This window comes from Heminiphilus faecis (assembly GCF_008728965.1).
Taxonomy (GTDB): Bacteria; Bacteroidota; Bacteroidia; order Bacteroidales; family Muribaculaceae; genus Muribaculum; species Muribaculum faecis.
The window spans coordinates 19,080-33,594 of sequence record NZ_VSMC01000030.1; the positions used below are offsets into that span (position 1 = coordinate 19,080).

The 14,515-nt window shown below is 45.1% G+C and carries 19 protein-coding genes and 2 tRNA genes; 9 read left to right on the forward strand and 12 right to left on the reverse strand.

Annotated elements, in window-relative coordinates; all coding sequences use genetic code 11:
* Together FW767_RS11265 and FW767_RS11270 are read left to right on the forward strand one after the other, a co-directional pair.
* A complete protein-coding gene (locus FW767_RS11265) occupies nucleotides 1-837 on the forward strand; it encodes a DUF3822 family protein (RefSeq protein ID WP_121700134.1) in 837 nt (278 codons plus the stop codon).
* Entirely contained in the window at nucleotides 828-1,379 is a 552-nt protein-coding gene (locus FW767_RS11270) for an RsmD family RNA methyltransferase (protein ID WP_121700133.1), read from the forward strand. The genes FW767_RS11265 and FW767_RS11270 overlap by 10 nt, the downstream gene beginning before the upstream one ends.
* A gap of 113 nt (nucleotides 1,380-1,492) precedes the next feature.
* On the opposite strand, the gene asnS is transcribed toward FW767_RS11270, so the two are convergent.
* The 3 genes from asnS to purB all read right to left on the reverse strand — a co-directional run bounded on the left by asnS (nucleotide 1,493) and on the right by purB (nucleotide 6,106).
* The gene (gene asnS / locus FW767_RS11275) at nucleotides 1,493-2,881 is read right to left on the reverse strand and encodes an asparagine--tRNA ligase (RefSeq protein WP_121700132.1); all 1,389 of its coding nucleotides are present in this window, start codon (nucleotides 2,879-2,881) and stop codon (nucleotides 1,493-1,495) included.
* Nucleotides 2,882-2,908: 27 nt separating this feature from the next.
* Nucleotides 2,909-4,456, reverse strand: a complete 1,548-nt coding sequence (locus FW767_RS11280) for a pseudouridine synthase (protein ID WP_148464315.1) — start codon at nucleotides 4,454-4,456, stop codon at nucleotides 2,909-2,911.
* A gap of 306 nt (nucleotides 4,457-4,762) precedes the next feature.
* The gene (gene purB / locus FW767_RS11285; RefSeq protein ID WP_121700130.1) at nucleotides 4,763-6,106 is read right to left on the reverse strand and encodes an adenylosuccinate lyase; all 1,344 of its coding nucleotides are present in this window, start codon (nucleotides 6,104-6,106) and stop codon (nucleotides 4,763-4,765) included.
* A gap of 137 nt (nucleotides 6,107-6,243) precedes the next feature.
* Here purB and FW767_RS11290 point away from each other — a divergent pair.
* The 3 genes from FW767_RS11290 to FW767_RS11300 all read left to right on the forward strand — a co-directional run bounded on the left by FW767_RS11290 (nucleotide 6,244) and on the right by FW767_RS11300 (nucleotide 7,341).
* A tRNA-Val gene (locus FW767_RS11290) sits at nucleotides 6,244-6,318 on the forward strand.
* 52 nt (nucleotides 6,319-6,370) lie between these two features.
* Nucleotides 6,371-6,445: transfer RNA gene (locus tag FW767_RS11295), tRNA-Val, on the forward strand.
* A gap of 260 nt (nucleotides 6,446-6,705) precedes the next feature.
* Nucleotides 6,706-7,341 (forward strand): ATP-binding cassette domain-containing protein, encoded by a 636-nt coding sequence (locus tag FW767_RS11300; protein ID WP_121700129.1) that lies wholly within the window; start codon nucleotides 6,706-6,708, stop codon nucleotides 7,339-7,341.
* A gap of 66 nt (nucleotides 7,342-7,407) precedes the next feature.
* On the opposite strand, the gene FW767_RS11305 is transcribed toward FW767_RS11300, so the two are convergent.
* Nucleotides 7,408-7,782, reverse strand: a complete 375-nt coding sequence (locus tag FW767_RS11305; protein ID WP_235898112.1) for a nuclear transport factor 2 family protein — start codon at nucleotides 7,780-7,782, stop codon at nucleotides 7,408-7,410.
* A 68-nt stretch (nucleotides 7,783-7,850) separates the two neighbouring features.
* The gene (locus FW767_RS11310) at nucleotides 7,851-8,216 is read right to left on the reverse strand and encodes a winged helix-turn-helix transcriptional regulator (protein WP_121700128.1); all 366 of its coding nucleotides are present in this window, start codon (nucleotides 8,214-8,216) and stop codon (nucleotides 7,851-7,853) included.
* 209 nt (nucleotides 8,217-8,425) lie between these two features.
* On the opposite strand from FW767_RS11310, the gene FW767_RS11315 reads away from it, so the two are divergent.
* Both FW767_RS11315 and FW767_RS11320 read left to right on the forward strand, forming a co-directional pair.
* A complete protein-coding gene (locus FW767_RS11315) occupies nucleotides 8,426-9,319 on the forward strand; it encodes a radical SAM protein (RefSeq protein ID WP_121700127.1) in 894 nt (297 codons plus the stop codon).
* 61 nt (nucleotides 9,320-9,380) lie between these two features.
* Nucleotides 9,381-10,424, forward strand: coding sequence for a relaxase/mobilization nuclease domain-containing protein (locus tag FW767_RS11320; protein ID WP_394349349.1), 1,044 nt, complete (start codon nucleotides 9,381-9,383; stop codon nucleotides 10,422-10,424).
* Between the two features lie 47 nt (nucleotides 10,425-10,471).
* Here FW767_RS11320 and FW767_RS11325 read toward each other — a convergent pair whose 3' ends face one another.
* Nucleotides 10,472-10,909: a WG repeat-containing protein gene (locus tag FW767_RS11325; protein WP_147438810.1), complete on the reverse strand. Its 438-nt coding sequence runs from the start codon at nucleotides 10,907-10,909 to the stop codon at nucleotides 10,472-10,474.
* Nucleotides 10,910-11,092: 183 nt separating this feature from the next.
* On the reverse strand, nucleotides 11,093-11,737 hold the full coding sequence (locus tag FW767_RS11330; protein ID WP_235898113.1) for a hypothetical protein: 645 nt from the start codon (nucleotides 11,735-11,737) through the stop codon (nucleotides 11,093-11,095).
* Between the two features lie 74 nt (nucleotides 11,738-11,811).
* On the opposite strand from FW767_RS11330, the gene FW767_RS13425 reads away from it, so the two are divergent.
* A complete protein-coding gene (locus FW767_RS13425; RefSeq protein WP_262714011.1) occupies nucleotides 11,812-11,937 on the forward strand; it encodes a hypothetical protein in 126 nt (41 codons plus the stop codon).
* A gap of 40 nt (nucleotides 11,938-11,977) precedes the next feature.
* Here FW767_RS13425 and FW767_RS11335 read toward each other — a convergent pair whose 3' ends face one another.
* The 5 genes from FW767_RS11335 to FW767_RS13500 are packed head-to-tail and all read right to left on the reverse strand — an operon-like array spanning nucleotide 11,978 to nucleotide 14,049.
* On the reverse strand, nucleotides 11,978-12,598 hold the full coding sequence (locus FW767_RS11335; RefSeq protein ID WP_121700124.1) for a CatB-related O-acetyltransferase: 621 nt from the start codon (nucleotides 12,596-12,598) through the stop codon (nucleotides 11,978-11,980).
* 3 nt (nucleotides 12,599-12,601) lie between these two features.
* Nucleotides 12,602-12,757, reverse strand: a complete 156-nt coding sequence (locus tag FW767_RS11340; RefSeq protein WP_235898114.1) for a hypothetical protein — start codon at nucleotides 12,755-12,757, stop codon at nucleotides 12,602-12,604.
* Nucleotides 12,758-12,808: 51 nt separating this feature from the next.
* Nucleotides 12,809-13,009: a 4-oxalocrotonate tautomerase DmpI gene (gene dmpI / locus FW767_RS11345; RefSeq protein WP_121700123.1), complete on the reverse strand. Its 201-nt coding sequence runs from the start codon at nucleotides 13,007-13,009 to the stop codon at nucleotides 12,809-12,811.
* Between the two features lie 11 nt (nucleotides 13,010-13,020).
* Nucleotides 13,021-13,698 (reverse strand): epoxyqueuosine reductase, encoded by a 678-nt coding sequence (locus FW767_RS11350; protein ID WP_121700122.1) that lies wholly within the window; start codon nucleotides 13,696-13,698, stop codon nucleotides 13,021-13,023.
* Between the two features lie 15 nt (nucleotides 13,699-13,713).
* Nucleotides 13,714-14,049 carry a DUF3795 domain-containing protein gene (locus FW767_RS13500; protein ID WP_235898116.1) on the reverse strand — a complete coding sequence of 112 codons (336 nt, stop codon included), beginning with the start codon at nucleotides 14,047-14,049 and terminating at the stop codon, nucleotides 13,714-13,716.
* On the opposite strand from FW767_RS13500, the gene FW767_RS13175 reads away from it, so the two are divergent.
* The gene (locus tag FW767_RS13175) at nucleotides 13,960-14,145 is read left to right on the forward strand and encodes a hypothetical protein (RefSeq protein ID WP_205523902.1); all 186 of its coding nucleotides are present in this window, start codon (nucleotides 13,960-13,962) and stop codon (nucleotides 14,143-14,145) included. The two genes, FW767_RS13500 and FW767_RS13175, sit on opposite strands and share 90 nt — an antisense overlap.
* The last annotated feature ends 370 nt before the right edge of the window (nucleotides 14,146-14,515 follow it).

Here is a 14,515-nt window from a genome sequence, read left to right on the forward strand (position 1 = left end):
ATGAGCGGTACAGTTCTCGGCAAAGACATAATCAGCGAGCCACGAATGTGGAATCTGGCCATGCGCCTCAACTCCGCGGCACTGGACGTGATGCTATACAACGGCTCGCGACCCGACTCGCTGTTATACCGGCGCATACCTCTCGATACTTCCTCGCTAACATGGATAAAGGCCCTCGAAGAGACAGTATATGACAATCCGCTCCTCCTCGGTGACTTCAACAGCTCGCATATAATCATCGACACCACCCGCGTGGCCGCCGTACCGGACGAAATTTCGGCCGACACCGATATGCAGGAAACTGTAGCCGATATGCTTCTGCCCGATGACGACACAGCCGAAGAGCTGATAATAAGCCGCATACCCTCGCTGTCGGTAGCTATGATGATGAAAATACCTGAAGAAACCGCGACATTTCTGCGGCGCACATTCAACAACCCTGCCATCACACACCACCTCACTCCCCTGTGCCGCTATTTTTTCAACAACAGCAAACTCGGTCATACAGGAAGAGTCTATGTGAATCTACGACAAAAATCGCTTGACATACTCGCTTTCGGCAATGACTGTCTGCTGCTCGCCAACACGTTTGAGTTTGACAACATAGCCGATGCCGTGTACTATATAATGGCGTGCCGGGAGACTCTCGGATGCTCTGACCGCAATAATGAGGTGCTACTTGCCGGAAACGCCGAAGTCCGCGAAGAACTGACACCGATACTGCGCGAATATATCGGCTACGTCATGCCGGCCATATTCCCGTCAACAATGTTTAAAGCCGGCAAGGAGGCCTTGACGGCACCATTTGATTTAATAGTACTGCCACTATGCGAATAATAAGAGGAAAATACGGCCGACGCCGCTTCAACGTGCCCACCAACATATCGGCACGCCCTACTACAGACTTTGCCCGCGAAAATATATTCAATGTGCTTGAAAATATGGTCGATTTTGAAGGCCTGACCGCTCTCGACCTATTTGCCTGCACAGGAGCCATAACATTCGAGCTTCTTTCGAGAGAGTGCGAATGGGTCACCTGCGTGGAGAAAGCGGCAACCCAATACAAATTCATAAAACAGGTGGCACAACAGCTCGACATAAAAAACATATCGGTCATCAAGGGCGATGTGTTTAAGTTTATCGACACGTGCGACAAGCAGTTTGACATTATATTTGCCGATCCCCCCTATGACCTGCCCGACTTTTCAAAGGTGCCCGAAATGATACTCGGCTCCTCCATGCTGCGCCCCGGCAGCATTGTCATAATTGAGCATTCAAAGGCTTATGACTTCTCGGCACTCCCCCACTTCACGGAACACCGTGTATACGGCTCTGTCAACTTTTCAATCTTCCGCATAAATGCAGAAGCCGCCGACTGACCGCACCCCTGCTGCCAATAAAAACAGCATCATAAAATACCAAGGCCGAGTCTCTGTTCTGACCCGGCCTTGATTAGTTTATGAATGTCAATTAAATCCTGCAGTTCAGTTCATCAGAATTCTGCATTGTTAGGTGTACGCGGGAATGGGATGACATCACGTATGTTGGTCATACCGGTAACAAACAATACGAGTCGTTCAAACCCGAGACCGAAGCCCGCGTGAGGCACAGTACCGAAACGACGGGTGTCAAGATACCACCACATGTCCTTCATCGGTATGTCAAGTTCTTCAATACGCGCGCTCAGCTTGTCATAGTTCTCCTCACGCTCCGAACCTCCGATAATCTCACCTATCTTCGGGAAAAGCACATCCATAGCCCTGACGGTCTTATTATCGTCGTTGAGCTTCATATAGAAAGCCTTTATTTCCTTAGGATAATCGGTAAGAATAACCGGTTTCTTAAAGTGTTCCTCTACAAGATAACGCTCGTGTTCGCTCTGCAGGTCGGCTCCCCAGTAAACCGGGAATTCAAACTTATGCTTAGACTCCTCGAGTATTCTGACTCCGTCGGTATAGGACAGCCTCACGAACTCATTGTCAAGGACAAACTTAAGTCGGTCAACAAGTTCATTGTCATAGTGCTCGGCAAGGAAGTCGATATCATCGCGGCAATTGTCAAGAGCATACCTAATACAATATTTTATAAAGTCCTCGGCAAGGTCCATGTTGTCGGTGATGTCGAAAAACGCCACTTCCGGCTCAATCATCCAGAATTCCGACAAATGACGAGGAGTATTTGAGTTCTCGGCACGGAATGTAGGACCGAAAGTATATATGGCGCCGAGAGCAGTAGCTCCGAGTTCGCCTTCAAGCTGGCCCGACACGGTGAGGGCGGTAGACTTGCCGAAGAAGTCGGCCGAGTAGTCAACTTTGCCATCTTCATTCTTGGGCAGATTGTTGAGGTCAAGCGTGGTCACCTGAAACATAGCTCCCGCACCCTCACAATCGCTTGCCGTGATAAGGGGAGTATTCAGATAGAAAAAGCCTCGTTCCTGAAAGAACTTATGTATAGCAAAGGCCAACGCACTACGCACGCGGAGTATTGCTCCGAACGTATTGGTGCGCGGGCGCAGATGAGCTTTTTCACGCAGAAATTCCAGTGTGTGCCCTTTTTTCTGCAAAGGATAAGTCTCCGGATCGGCGGTACCGAATATTTCAAGCGCACCGGCCTGTATCTCGACAGACTGTCCCTTGCCCATTGACTCGACAAGAGTTCCGTCGACTTTTATGGCGGCACCTGTGGTGATGGGCTTTAGCTGCTCGTCGGTAAACTGCGCCATATCAAAAACGATCTGCACGTTTTTTACGGTAGAGCCGTCGTTAAGAGCGACAAACTGCACATGCTTGTTGCCGCGACGGGTACGCACCCATCCCATGACACACACCTCTTTGCCTAAAAGTTCGGGGCGGAAAAGGTCGATTATTTTTGTACGTTTCATTGAAAAATGATTGTATAGTCAGTTATTTTATTCAAAAGACCCCATCTTCAGGAAGTTGACCTCCTCCTGAGTCAGATAGCGCCAGCGACCGCGCGGAAGATTCTTTTTTGTAAGGCCGGCAAAGTATACACGGTCAAGTTTAGTGACATGATAGCCGAGGCTCTCAAATATACGGCGTACGATGCGGTTGCGTCCGGAGTGGATCTCGATACCGGCCTGATTGCGGTCGGTGTCGGTAGCGTAGCTGATAGCATCGGCATGTATCGGTCCGTCCTCAAGCTCTATACCGTCGGCGATAGCCTGCATGTCATCTTCCGATATATCTTTGTCAGTCCATACATGATATATCTTTTTCTTCACGTATTTAGGATGAGTCAGCTTAGATGCCAAGTCACCGTCATTTGTGAGAAGAAGCACTCCTGTGGTGTTGCGGTCAAGACGTCCCACAGGATATATACGCTCGTCACAGGCGCCCTTTACAAGATCCATGACAGTAGTACGGCCGTTGGGGTCATCGCTGGTAGTCACACAATCTTTAGGCTTGTTGAGAAGTATATAGCACTTGCTCTCAAGAGTAACTACCTTTTCGTCATATTCGACCACGTCGTTGTGCGAAATCTTGGTACCGAGCTCGGTAACGACCTCACCGTTGACCTTTACAAGACCCTGCTGGATGAATTCATCAGCCTCGCGACGCGAGCATATACCGGCATTGGCCATAAACTTGTTCAGACGTATCTGCTCGTTAGGATCGGGTATAGGCATTTCATACTCGATGCGTTTAGGACGCGGAACGAAACTCTTGCCCTGACGCGGAGCATTGAAGCCGCGGTTGCCGCCTTGAGGACGATTGTTGTTATAGCCGCCCTGCTGACGGTTATTGTTGTAACCGCCTTGACGATTGTTGTTGTAGCCGCCCTGCTGACGATTGTTGTAGCCGCCCTGACGATTATTGTTGTAGCCGCCCTGCTGACGGTTGTTGTAACCGCCCTGACGATTGTTGTTATAGCCGCCCTGCTGACGGTTGTTGTAACCGCCCTGACGATTGTTGTTATAGCCGCCCTGCTGACGGTTGTTGTAACCACCCTGACGATTGTTGTTGTAGCCGCCCTGCTGACGGTTGTTGTAACCGCCTTGACGATTGTTATTATAGCCGGAGGGACGATATGCATTGTAGCCTTCAGGCTGTGAGGACGGAGCATAGCCTTCCGCCGACTGGTCAGCCGTATTTTCAGCACCCTCTACACCCTGCTGAGGCTGATATTGACGAGGCTGATAACCGCCTTGATTGTTGTAGCGGTTGTTGTAGCCGCCCTGCTGACGATTGTTGTTATAACCGCCTTGATTGTTATAGCGGTTATTATAGCCGCCCTGCTGACGGTTATTATAAGGTCTGGGCTGGTAAGGACGGTCATAGCTATTGTATTCGCGGTGCCCGTTTTCGGGAGAATGGTAGTCGCCCTGCTGACCGTGATCCACTTTACTGCTGAAGTTGTTTTCGCCGTCTGATGACGCTGCGATACGGTTTTCCCCAATTCTTGGCCGTTTTGGTTTCTTTTCTTCGTTGTTATCCATAACTTCGGTACGTTAAAAATAAATTTAAGTTTCTGCCTCTCGGCGATTCAGGCTTTGCCTTGATTAGAAATTAAACGTTTAATAGTTAAATTAATAGAACGTAATGTAAATTTAAAAGTTGACAAGAAAAATACATCGGTGTTGCACCTAAAGTACATTAGTACTGCCTTTTAAGCGAAACGATGCAAAATTAAGTTTTTTATTTGATTGAAACAATATTTTCATAAGTATATTTATATAGAAAACGCCCCGATTTTTTCAACACCGGGGCGTTTTAGAGTTTTTTAATATATGCGTCAACCGCAATCAATAACCGGTATAAGTATGAGGGCTAAGTTTCTTAAGTTCTTCCTTGACCTGCTCACTGACATTAAGTGTATCGATAAACGATGCTATGCTTTCAACTGTCACCGTAGTGTTTACGCGAGTGAGCTCTTTGAGTGTCTCGTAAGGCTTGGGGTAACCTTCACGGCGCAGTATAGTCTGAATGCCCTCGGCAACGACATTCCACATATTGTCAAGGTCGCTGTTGATAGCATCGACATTAAGCAGCAGTTTATTGAGGCCCTTAAGCGTTGATGCGATGGCTATAAGCATGTGAGCCAACGGAACTCCTATATTGCGGAGCACGGTTGAGTCAGTGAGGTCGCGCTGCAGACGCGATACGGGCAACTTGGAGGCAAGATGCTCGAGAATAGCGTTGGCTATACCAAGGTTGCCTTCAGAATTCTCGAAATCAATCGGATTGACCTTGTGGGGCATTGCCGACGAACCCACTTCGCCTGCTTTAATCTTCTGCTTGAAGTATTCCATTGATATGTATTGCCACATATCTTTGTCAAGATCAAGTATTATAGTGTTGATACGGCGCAATGCGTCAAATATGGCGGCAAAGTTGTCATAATTGGATATCTGCGTAGTATACTCCTCGCGCTCTATGCCAAGACGGTCGCTAAGGAATTTAGCGCCGAATTCACGCCAGTCAGTATCGGGATAAGCCGTCAGGTGAGCATTAAAATTACCTGTGGCTCCGCCGAATTTACCGCTTATGGGGGTGGCATCAAGTAAGGTCAGCTGCTTGCGCAGACGATACGTAAAGACTTTTATCTCCTTGCCGAGTCTTGTCGGAGAAGCCGGCTGTCCGTGGGTCTTGGCAAGCATGGGTATGTCATACCACTCTTCGGCCAATTTCTCAAGATGTTCGATAAGCTCATTCAAAGCCGGACGATATACATCGGCAAGAGCCTCTTTAAGCGACAAAGGCACTGAAGTATTATTAATATCCTGCGATGTCAAGCCAAAATGTATAAACTCTTTATGAGCATCAAGGCCAAGCAGGTCAAACTCCTCTTTAAGGAAATATTCCACAGCTTTTACATCATGGTTCGTTACCGCTTCAATCTCCTTTATGCGCATGGCGTCTTCTATGGAGAATTCACGGTAAATAGCCCTCAGGTTGTCAAATATCTGAGGATTCACATCGGCAAGTTGTGGAAGCGGCAACTCGCACAACGCAATGAAATACTCAATTTCCACTCTTACGCGATAACGTATAAGGGCAAATTCCGAAAAATACTCGTCAAGTCGCTCGCATTTTCCGCGATAGCGTCCGTCAATCGGCGAAATAGCCGTAAGCTGTGTCAATACCATAAATTTATGCGATAATGAATTTAGGTCGCAAAGTTACGGAAAATCAAGGGAAAATGAAAAATATGCGATTTTTATTGAAATTTATTTTGTCGTTACAAAAAAGCGTTGTAACTTTGCATCGCTTTAACGGAGAACACGGGCGCTTAGCTCAGCTGGTTCAGAGCATCTGCCTTACAAGCAGAGGGTCGGGGGTTCGAATCCCTCAGCGCCCACTCAACAGACAATAATCCGCGTCTCCGCATAAAGCATTCCCCGATAAAGATCGGGCGCTTAGCTCAGCTGGTTCAGAGCATCTGCCTTACAAGCAGAGGGTCGGGGGTTCGAATCCCTCAGCGCCCACTCAAGCCTCCATTTTCGGAGGCTTTTTTCATCTCCTGCCGAAATTCAGATTCCGGATTACGGGGAGGAATAATTTAATGAATTCAAGCTTTTACTAATTTTGTCTTACATATAGCATATATACCACGCAAATGTAATTAACCGATTTTATTATATCGTCGATAAGACGAAGATTAAACAATCTCTTACAAACATGACTACACATCTCACTTACGAGTGTGTGAGTAAGATTCATTTTATAACAAATCGGTATTTACATAATGGGTATTATTGTAAACAATCTGTCGTACGTGCTTCAGGATGGCACCACAATCTTAAACCATATAAGTTTCTCAATAAGTTCCAAGACAAAATGTGCTCTCATAGGCGCCAACGGTTGTGGAAAATCCACTTTAATAAATATACTACATGGAATTCTGGCTCCAACCGAGGGCGATATATCGTTAAGTGACACTCCTTATCTTGTACCACAGCATTATGGCCAATACAATGATTATACAGTAGGAGAGGCTCTTGGCATACAGGATAAACTGACCGCATTAAAATCGATACTGTCGGGCGACTCATCCAACGAGGCTTTTGAAATTCTTGGAGACTGCTGGACAATAGAGGACGATGCACGCAATACTCTTGACTCATGGGGCTTGGGGCATGTGCATCATAATACTGTTTTTAGCAACCTGAGTGGCGGCGAAAAGACAAAAGCTTTTCTTGCAGGCATATCCCTGCATAATCCGCGTATCATCCTTATGGATGAACCGACCAATCATCTTGACGAGGAAGCGCGCGCAGTTCTTTATGATTTTATAGACCGCTATAATGGAGCACTGCTCGTGGTCAGCCACGATTCATATTTTGTCAAACAACTATCATTGACTTCCCGGATAAAGCTATGACAGCCCACAATATGCATCTAACTACCGTCAATAATGCAATCCTGTATTTTTGTTGTTTAAGAATATCTATTCAATTGGAAGGTTATGCTGTTTCAAAAAACTAAGTTTATCCCAATATCCTCTCTGGTATACGATAAGGTCATCCTTGAAATGGAAGAATCCGCAGCCCCGAAGCCCAAGCGGATCTTTCCACTCCATTATCGCCCATTCCCCATCTTCAAAAATGTTTTCAACGATACAAACCATTTTAGTCTTTGCAAACTCGTCAGCAAACATCTGGCGTATAGCTTCTTTCCCTACTACAGGATCATTAGCAACCTGATGGTTTACAGCATCATCTGCATATAATGCGGCAATTCCCGCCACATCTGATGCATTGAAGCAACCAATCCACTTTTTTAAAACTTCTTTTGGTCTCATTTTATCTAACTTGTCAATCATTCTTATAATGTCAATGACATCTCACATTGTTTTCCCGACGGCTTAATGTCGATAGTATCAAGGTTACATTATGTGCCATTGGCGTTCATATGTTTCTGACGATTCGACATTATGGTGTCGAAGTTATCACGACCCCAGTTTATGAGGGCCTCGATATGAGGCAAAAGAGTTCTGCCGAAATCCGTCACCGAGTATTCCGTGCGTGGCGGCACGTCGGGAAACAGCTCCCGACTGATTATGCCGTCGGCGGTAAGCTGCCTGAGCACCTGCGACAGCACCTTCTCCGATACTGACGGTATATTGCGGTACAACTCGTTGAAGCGCACCCTACCGTTCTCTGAAATCTTCACGAGAACAACCAGCGCCCACTTATTGCCAAGCCATTCGAGCATCGGAGCCGCCTTGCAGTATTTGTAATCCAACTTTTTTGCCATATCAGGTCATCCAAAAGAAACTGACAATGAGCGAAACTAACTTTCAGGTAAGGGTCAAACCAATTGGTAAGTTATTGTTTCAGCTATTATATCCTTCTAATTTTGCAATACAAATATAAACATCAGTGGGCGAGAGCACATGCCGACAAATCCGAAACACAGCACAAAGCACTCTGGCTCACAACAAAATTAACAATTTTCATCGAGATATGATATTTCCAGAGTTACATTTCACAGGACAGGTATGGCGACCGCCTTACGAGGCAAACTCGCAGTTGCTGCAACTTACTTCCGGCTGCACTTGGCACAGATGCAAGTTCTGCAGCCTTTATCACGGCACTCCGTTCCGTATGTCACCGTTATCGGAAGTGGAGGAAGACTTGAAAGTTATCCGTCAGTGGCAACCACGAGTCCGGCGAGTTTATCTCACGGGTGCAAACCCATTCGCATTGAGTTACAACAAACTTATGGATGTGGCACTGCTGTTGAGAAAATATCTTCCCCATATGGTTTCGTTCGGTATGTTCGCCCGAGTCACCGATATCACTCCAAAATCAGTAGATGAACTGAAGAATCTCCACCATCTGAAACTCGACAGCATCAACATCGGTATCGAAACGGCTCACGACCCTACTTTGGAGAGAATGGACAAAGGCTACCACGCCTCCGACATTCTTGAACAACTGTCAAAACTTGACGAAGCCGGAATACGCTATAATGTTTTTTACCTAAACGGACTCGGGGGTAAAAACAACGGCGAGGCCAGTGCGATAGCCACTGCCGAAGTACTCAACCTGCTCCATCCATGCATCATTAACATAGTGTCACTGACCATCTTCCCGGAATCAAAGCTATACAAGGAAGTTTTAGACGGCACATATGTCGAAGAACCGGAGATAGAGCGCCTGATAGAGATGCGGACACTTATTGACCGGCTGAACATAAAAGTCAACCTGCTCGGTCACCATATTTCCAATACGGTACCAATAACCGGAGCATTGCCGGATGACAAAACTGCAATACTCCGTGAGTTTGACAAATCAATAGCGCAGTTTCCGGAAATGGAACTGAAAGCCTATCGTAACAGCATACGTCATCTGTAAAGATCCAAGGGCTGCATCCAGCCCTGTTCATTCGCCATCTTCTGGTTGCGATAAGCCTTTTCTGCTTCTTGTCAACACACCATATATTGTTGTGCGCCATTATGACAAGGCGCATCCTCAATGCCACATCGTGTTCAGCCGTGTTGACAATGCCGGAAAGATTCTTACACAGACCACCAACTTCAAGAAGAACGAGCGTGTCTGCAAGGATTTTAATCTGAAGCATAGTCTGATGCAGGGAAAGAGCAAACTCAATACCGATGTTTCCAAACTCCGAGGAAAGGAAAAAGTCCGCTATCAGCTTGTCCGCGACATTGCAAGCGTCTATATCACTCCATCTGTTACCGACTGGAATTCATATGTTGACCTGTTGCGTAGGAATGGCATAACAGTGCGTGAGAAAATTGGGAAGTCAGGGCGCGTCAATCTTTATTACGGAGTTGGCAAGCACGAGTTCTGGTACAAGAAACTTGATCCATTTCTCACCCGCGAGAATCTTGAACAGAAATTCAAGGAGCGCAGGGAAAAACAGCAAGCGGAAAAGGCGCAACCCCGGACATCGCAACAACCACAACGGCAGTCACAGCCTCAAACACGACCCAAGCCGCAGTCCAAGGCACAGCCCAAGCCAAAGCAGCCTGACCCGATAGTCATACCACCATTGCCGGATGTTGTATGCGGTGTAAAAATTGACCGTCTGCGGCAACAAGCCTATCAGGAGGGCAAGTTCATAAGCATAGGAATTTGCGACCCCGGCGGCGTTGTGCCTCTTACCCATTGGATATGGTATGATTTCGACAAACGAGAACCTGTAATAAGCCGGGCATATCCATCCTACCACAAAATCCCCGAAGCGTTCCAGCGACAGTTGGCGGCAAAGCAATCCCCCGCATCGTCATCGCAAGGTGCCGGAATCCGGTTCTCATCTCCTTCTCTCGGTGGAAATATTCCCGAAGAACAAGGCTTCGCCCACGGTGACGGAGTTCCGGACGACTTCAAGCACTTCCTTGAAATGCACCCCGGCATGAGCTTCGAAGAAGCCCTGCACCGTTTCCGAGACGAGCAGAAAGACAACCTACGCCGCAAAGGTATACGTTTACATTAAGCAAATAAGAGTCGCTGAATGCAGTCCATTTCAGCGACTCTTATTAATTATATGAGATAGTGGTTGAGTGAATACAAATTAGTCCGTTTCCAACGAGCATCTGAATCTCCATCATAGGCATCCAATGGGTCAGTATACTCATTATTATTTATATGGTCCTCATATGGTGACTCATAATCTGCCTCTGGAGTTATGTTTTCTATATTTACAACCCCTATCGTATATTCCCAAGCATCAACTATTTGGTCATATTTAGGCTCTGCCAAAACTTTTCCATCTGTATCAATGACACCGAATTTACCATTCTTCTCAATCAATAGTCGATTATAAGCAAACAGATAAATCCCATCATATATATTGGGTAGTATAATTTCACCTTTATAATTCAATAAGCCCTTATATTTACTACTTGATCCATATGAGTTTGGCAAATATTGAATTTGACGGAGAGGGCACAATTTCATTTGGCTTAATTGTCTTTCCAAACACAAAAAGATTTCCTAATCCATATTCTGTAGAAGAATCTTTGAAGTATCCATAAATAACCATATCTTTAGCCAAAAGGAATTCATAAGAATCTGTATAAAGGATATTGCATTGAGCTGGTTCGCAACATCCGTCAGATTAATCGCTCCGTTAATTTCGATGTATTCCATAAATAATTAGATTTATTTATCTTTTATTTTCCCAATTTTGCTCAATCTTTCAAATATGGTTGTGCCGGTAAGTCGTTGATACCGATTAAGTCCCTTAATTAGCCCACTCCCAAACTCTTTATGTATAAAAGTCATTACACTAAACATAGGACTTTTATATAGCGTTAAGGCATAATTCATGTCCGTCTGACATAATGTCTCCCTATCTGAACGCCCATCCATCACACAAGCATTTAATCGATTGAATTGTTGCTGATAATAATGGGCAGTTTTAGCAAATATATTTTCTTGAATTTTTTGCTTAATTTGTAGTTGCTGTATTCTAACAGCTTGAGCGACCTCATAAAATTGTTCTATTTTAGCGAAATCAGAGGGGCTCAAACGTGAAGCATAAATATGTTTGTACTTATCCCAAGCATTTTCTTCAAAAATTGGGATAGAGTAATGTAGTTGTTGCTCGTTAATTGCTTCACCAGAAATTCCCTCAACTTTTAAATACTCAATGTTCTTCTCAATGTTCTTTATTTGAAGAATAAGTATTGTTGTTGCCGATTTTAGGCTTTTATGTTCCTTATTAAGGTATATAAAGAGTGTGACCAGTACTGTAATCACTAATATTATTGTCTGAAAGAAATTTGAATTCAAAAATTCTATCATGTCACTAAATGAGTTTTATGGTTCATTGTTTAATGCAAAGTTACGAATTTATTATGAGATTTTAACAATTAAACGTGGCGCCACTGCGAAATTTTGCGCTGAACCAGATGTACACCAGCATGAGCTTCGAGGAAGCCAAACGCCGCTTCAAGGACGAGCAGAAAGCAAAGCAGCTACGCAAGGGTCCCAAACTCCACTAAAACAATTGCCACCGAGAGAAAACTCCCGGTGGCTTTATTCTTATAAAGCATCTATATTCCCGGATTGTATATCTGGAATAGAACTTCGGATTTTCTCAATGGGCCAGTTCCACCATTGTATCTCCATAAGTTTCTTTATAACTTCCGGTACGAATCTTTTACGAATCTCTTTTGACGGTACACCGCCCACTATTGAATATGGCTCAACATCTTTGGTGACGACAGCTCTTGTCCCGATAATTGCACCGTCGCCGATAGTCACTCCCGCCATAATTACCGCATCGTAACCAATCCATACATCATTACCAATCACAATATCGTCTTTGCTGTCCCAAGCTGTGGCAACATCCGATTTCGGCAAATCCCACTCCTCAAAGAACAAAGGGAATGTATAGGTAGACAACGATTTAAGCGTATGATTGGCGCAGTTGAAAATAAACTTTGCACCGCAGGCTATCGAACAGAACTTACCGATAATAAGCCTGTCATTATTTATCGGATAATGATAGAGCACGTTGTTCTTCTCGAAGTCTCGCGGGTCATTCACAAAATCATTGTAGATGGTGAAGTCTCCGACCTCGATTGTAGGGCGTGTGACAACTGATTTCAGATACACTGTCTGATTATCATTGGAACGTGGATAAATTTTATTCTTGTCCATAGTTTAATCCTTTAACTGTTTGATAAGCCATGCCATATTTTCGCCGAGGTTGCGCATATTTGCCATGCCTTCGTCATCGCTGAGCACATCGCCGATATTCTTACCGTAAACTATATTCCAATAGGCCGAGCCAACGACAACCATCTCTTTATTGAGCATAGATGACCGTGTTGCCGTCCTTGCGTGAGCTTCCGTTAGTTCCGATTACTTTCATCTGTTGTATTTGCGTTTTATCTCATCGATTGACTTGCCGACGATACCGAAGTTTTCATCTGGCAACTCCTTAATTGTAACCGTAAAGAACTGCTCCGGGATATGTGTTATCTCGGAGGCTGTTTCTGTCAGCCGTTCAATCAGCTCTTTCTTCTGTTCAGCAGTCAACCGTCCGCTTTCGATTGATATGTATGGCATCGTAAGAATTATTAGAGTTTGTTTTTGCTCCCGAGGTTATAAGGACAGATGTCTCTACATTTATGGCAAGATATTTTCCATGTTTTTTGTTCCTCGTCATCGCCAAATGCATGGTTCCAGCAATCAAGTTGCTTTAGTTCTGATTCAGACAGAGCGTTAATCGGACAGACATCGGCACATAAATTGCAGTTGTTGCATATTGGAGCGAGAAGCGGGTCTGGTTCAAATTCATGCTCAGATAACACAGCTCCCAGCCATACCATACTGCCATATTCAGGTGTAATCAGCAAGGAATGTCTGCCTATTGTCCCTATTCCTGCTGCCTGTGCGGCATGTTTCTGAGATACTATTGAACGGAATCTATTGGTTGAAGAGTCCCAAAGACTCTCATTGGTTGGTATCGGGACGCAGACTATTTCATGTTTCTCCATCTCAATACAGAAATCCATGGCAATAGCATCCAGTTTGGGTGTCATGGAATTTCTGACATGAGTGTAAGGTACGGCTGATTTGCACCTAAGTGTCCCGACTGGAAACCGGCACGCAAAAGATATGACTGATTGGCACGAGGGCATCACATCTAAGGGATGGAATCCTTTTGGTGCACCATCGAACCGGTCAATAGAGGCCACGCCACACAAATCTGCACCCAACGTAAACAGTATATTCTTAATTTCTATCTTATCCATTATTTCTGTAGACTTTTATTTCCTTTTTATCGTCTGACATTTACGTTTCGTCATTTCTTCGGCGAAAGCATGTTCGCCATGGTCGCGGATATAGCGGATGCAAGCCGGACAGTCTGATTTGAAAAGAAAGGCGAATATCTTCCCTATGAAATTAGAATATATCTTACACTCATTCACATTCTTGGAGCATTCAGCGCAAGTGTGGTACCCCCTACCCTCGACGCAAGACCTTATCTTACACCATGTTGCCTTCACATTCTCATGACAACCGAGACATTTGTCCGACAGATACTTTCGGCACGCGCCGCAGTAAAGGCCGCACGCCGCTATGAGTTCTTTGTTTGCTTCTATATTCTTCATATATCAAATGCACCACAGTCCGATGATGCAGGCTACAATAATACAGAAGCGTGGACTGCAACGCCACGTCTTAATTGGAGGTCGTAGGAAACCTTGGATACAGATGTAGAGATAGCAGCCCACGCCATATGCGTGAGAACCGCTATGCCATCTTTGTATCCTGAAAAGTTCCTACGTTTCCAATTACAAGAGAGCATACCGCTTCTTATTTTCAAAATGTCGTAGGCTGGCTAATGCCAACCCGACCACAAAGTTACGAAAATTTTATGAGATTTTAATGGTTGAGCGTGATGACCCGAAGAGATTTTGGACTTAGGTCACCGCAAAAGTCGGGTCAGCGGATTTTCCCGGTGGGCGACGTGGATGTATCGTGGTATAGTATTACCTTTGCATCATGAAATCGGAAAAACTGCTTCGAGCCATCCTGCCGGAGGTACTCATAGATAATTTTGAAGTC

Coding starts and splice junctions, on each gene's coding strand:
- FW767_RS11350 (WP_121700122.1), bottom strand. CDS start 13,698: ATGGATAAGATAGAAATTAAGAATATACTGTTTACGTTGGGTGCAGAT.
- FW767_RS11300 (WP_121700129.1), top strand. CDS start 6,706: ATGGGTATTATTGTAAACAATCTGTCGTACGTGCTTCAGGATGGCACC.
- FW767_RS11270 (WP_121700133.1), top strand. CDS start 828: ATGCGAATAATAAGAGGAAAATACGGCCGACGCCGCTTCAACGTGCCC.
- FW767_RS11315 (WP_121700127.1), top strand. CDS start 8,426: ATGATATTTCCAGAGTTACATTTCACAGGACAGGTATGGCGACCGCCT.
- FW767_RS11310 (WP_121700128.1), bottom strand. CDS start 8,216: ATGGCAAAAAAGTTGGATTACAAATACTGCAAGGCGGCTCCGATGCTC.
- FW767_RS13175 (WP_205523902.1), top strand. CDS start 13,960: ATGACAACCGAGACATTTGTCCGACAGATACTTTCGGCACGCGCCGCA.
- dmpI (WP_121700123.1), bottom strand. CDS start 13,009: ATGCCATACATATCAATCGAAAGCGGACGGTTGACTGCTGAACAGAAG.
- FW767_RS11265 (WP_121700134.1), top strand. CDS start 1: ATGAGCGGTACAGTTCTCGGCAAAGACATAATCAGCGAGCCACGAATG.
- FW767_RS11330 (WP_235898113.1), bottom strand. CDS start 11,737: ATGATAGAATTTTTGAATTCAAATTTCTTTCAGACAATAATATTAGTG.
- FW767_RS11280 (WP_148464315.1), bottom strand. CDS start 4,456: ATGGATAACAACGAAGAAAAGAAACCAAAACGGCCAAGAATTGGGGAA.
- FW767_RS11340 (WP_235898114.1), bottom strand. CDS start 12,757: ATGCTCAATAAAGAGATGGTTGTCGTTGGCTCGGCCTATTGGAATATA.
- FW767_RS11335 (WP_121700124.1), bottom strand. CDS start 12,598: ATGGACAAGAATAAAATTTATCCACGTTCCAATGATAATCAGACAGTG.
- FW767_RS11305 (WP_235898112.1), bottom strand. CDS start 7,782: ATGATTGACAAGTTAGATAAAATGAGACCAAAAGAAGTTTTAAAAAAG.
- asnS (WP_121700132.1), bottom strand. CDS start 2,881: ATGAAACGTACAAAAATAATCGACCTTTTCCGCCCCGAACTTTTAGGC.
- purB (WP_121700130.1), bottom strand. CDS start 6,106: ATGGTATTGACACAGCTTACGGCTATTTCGCCGATTGACGGACGCTAT.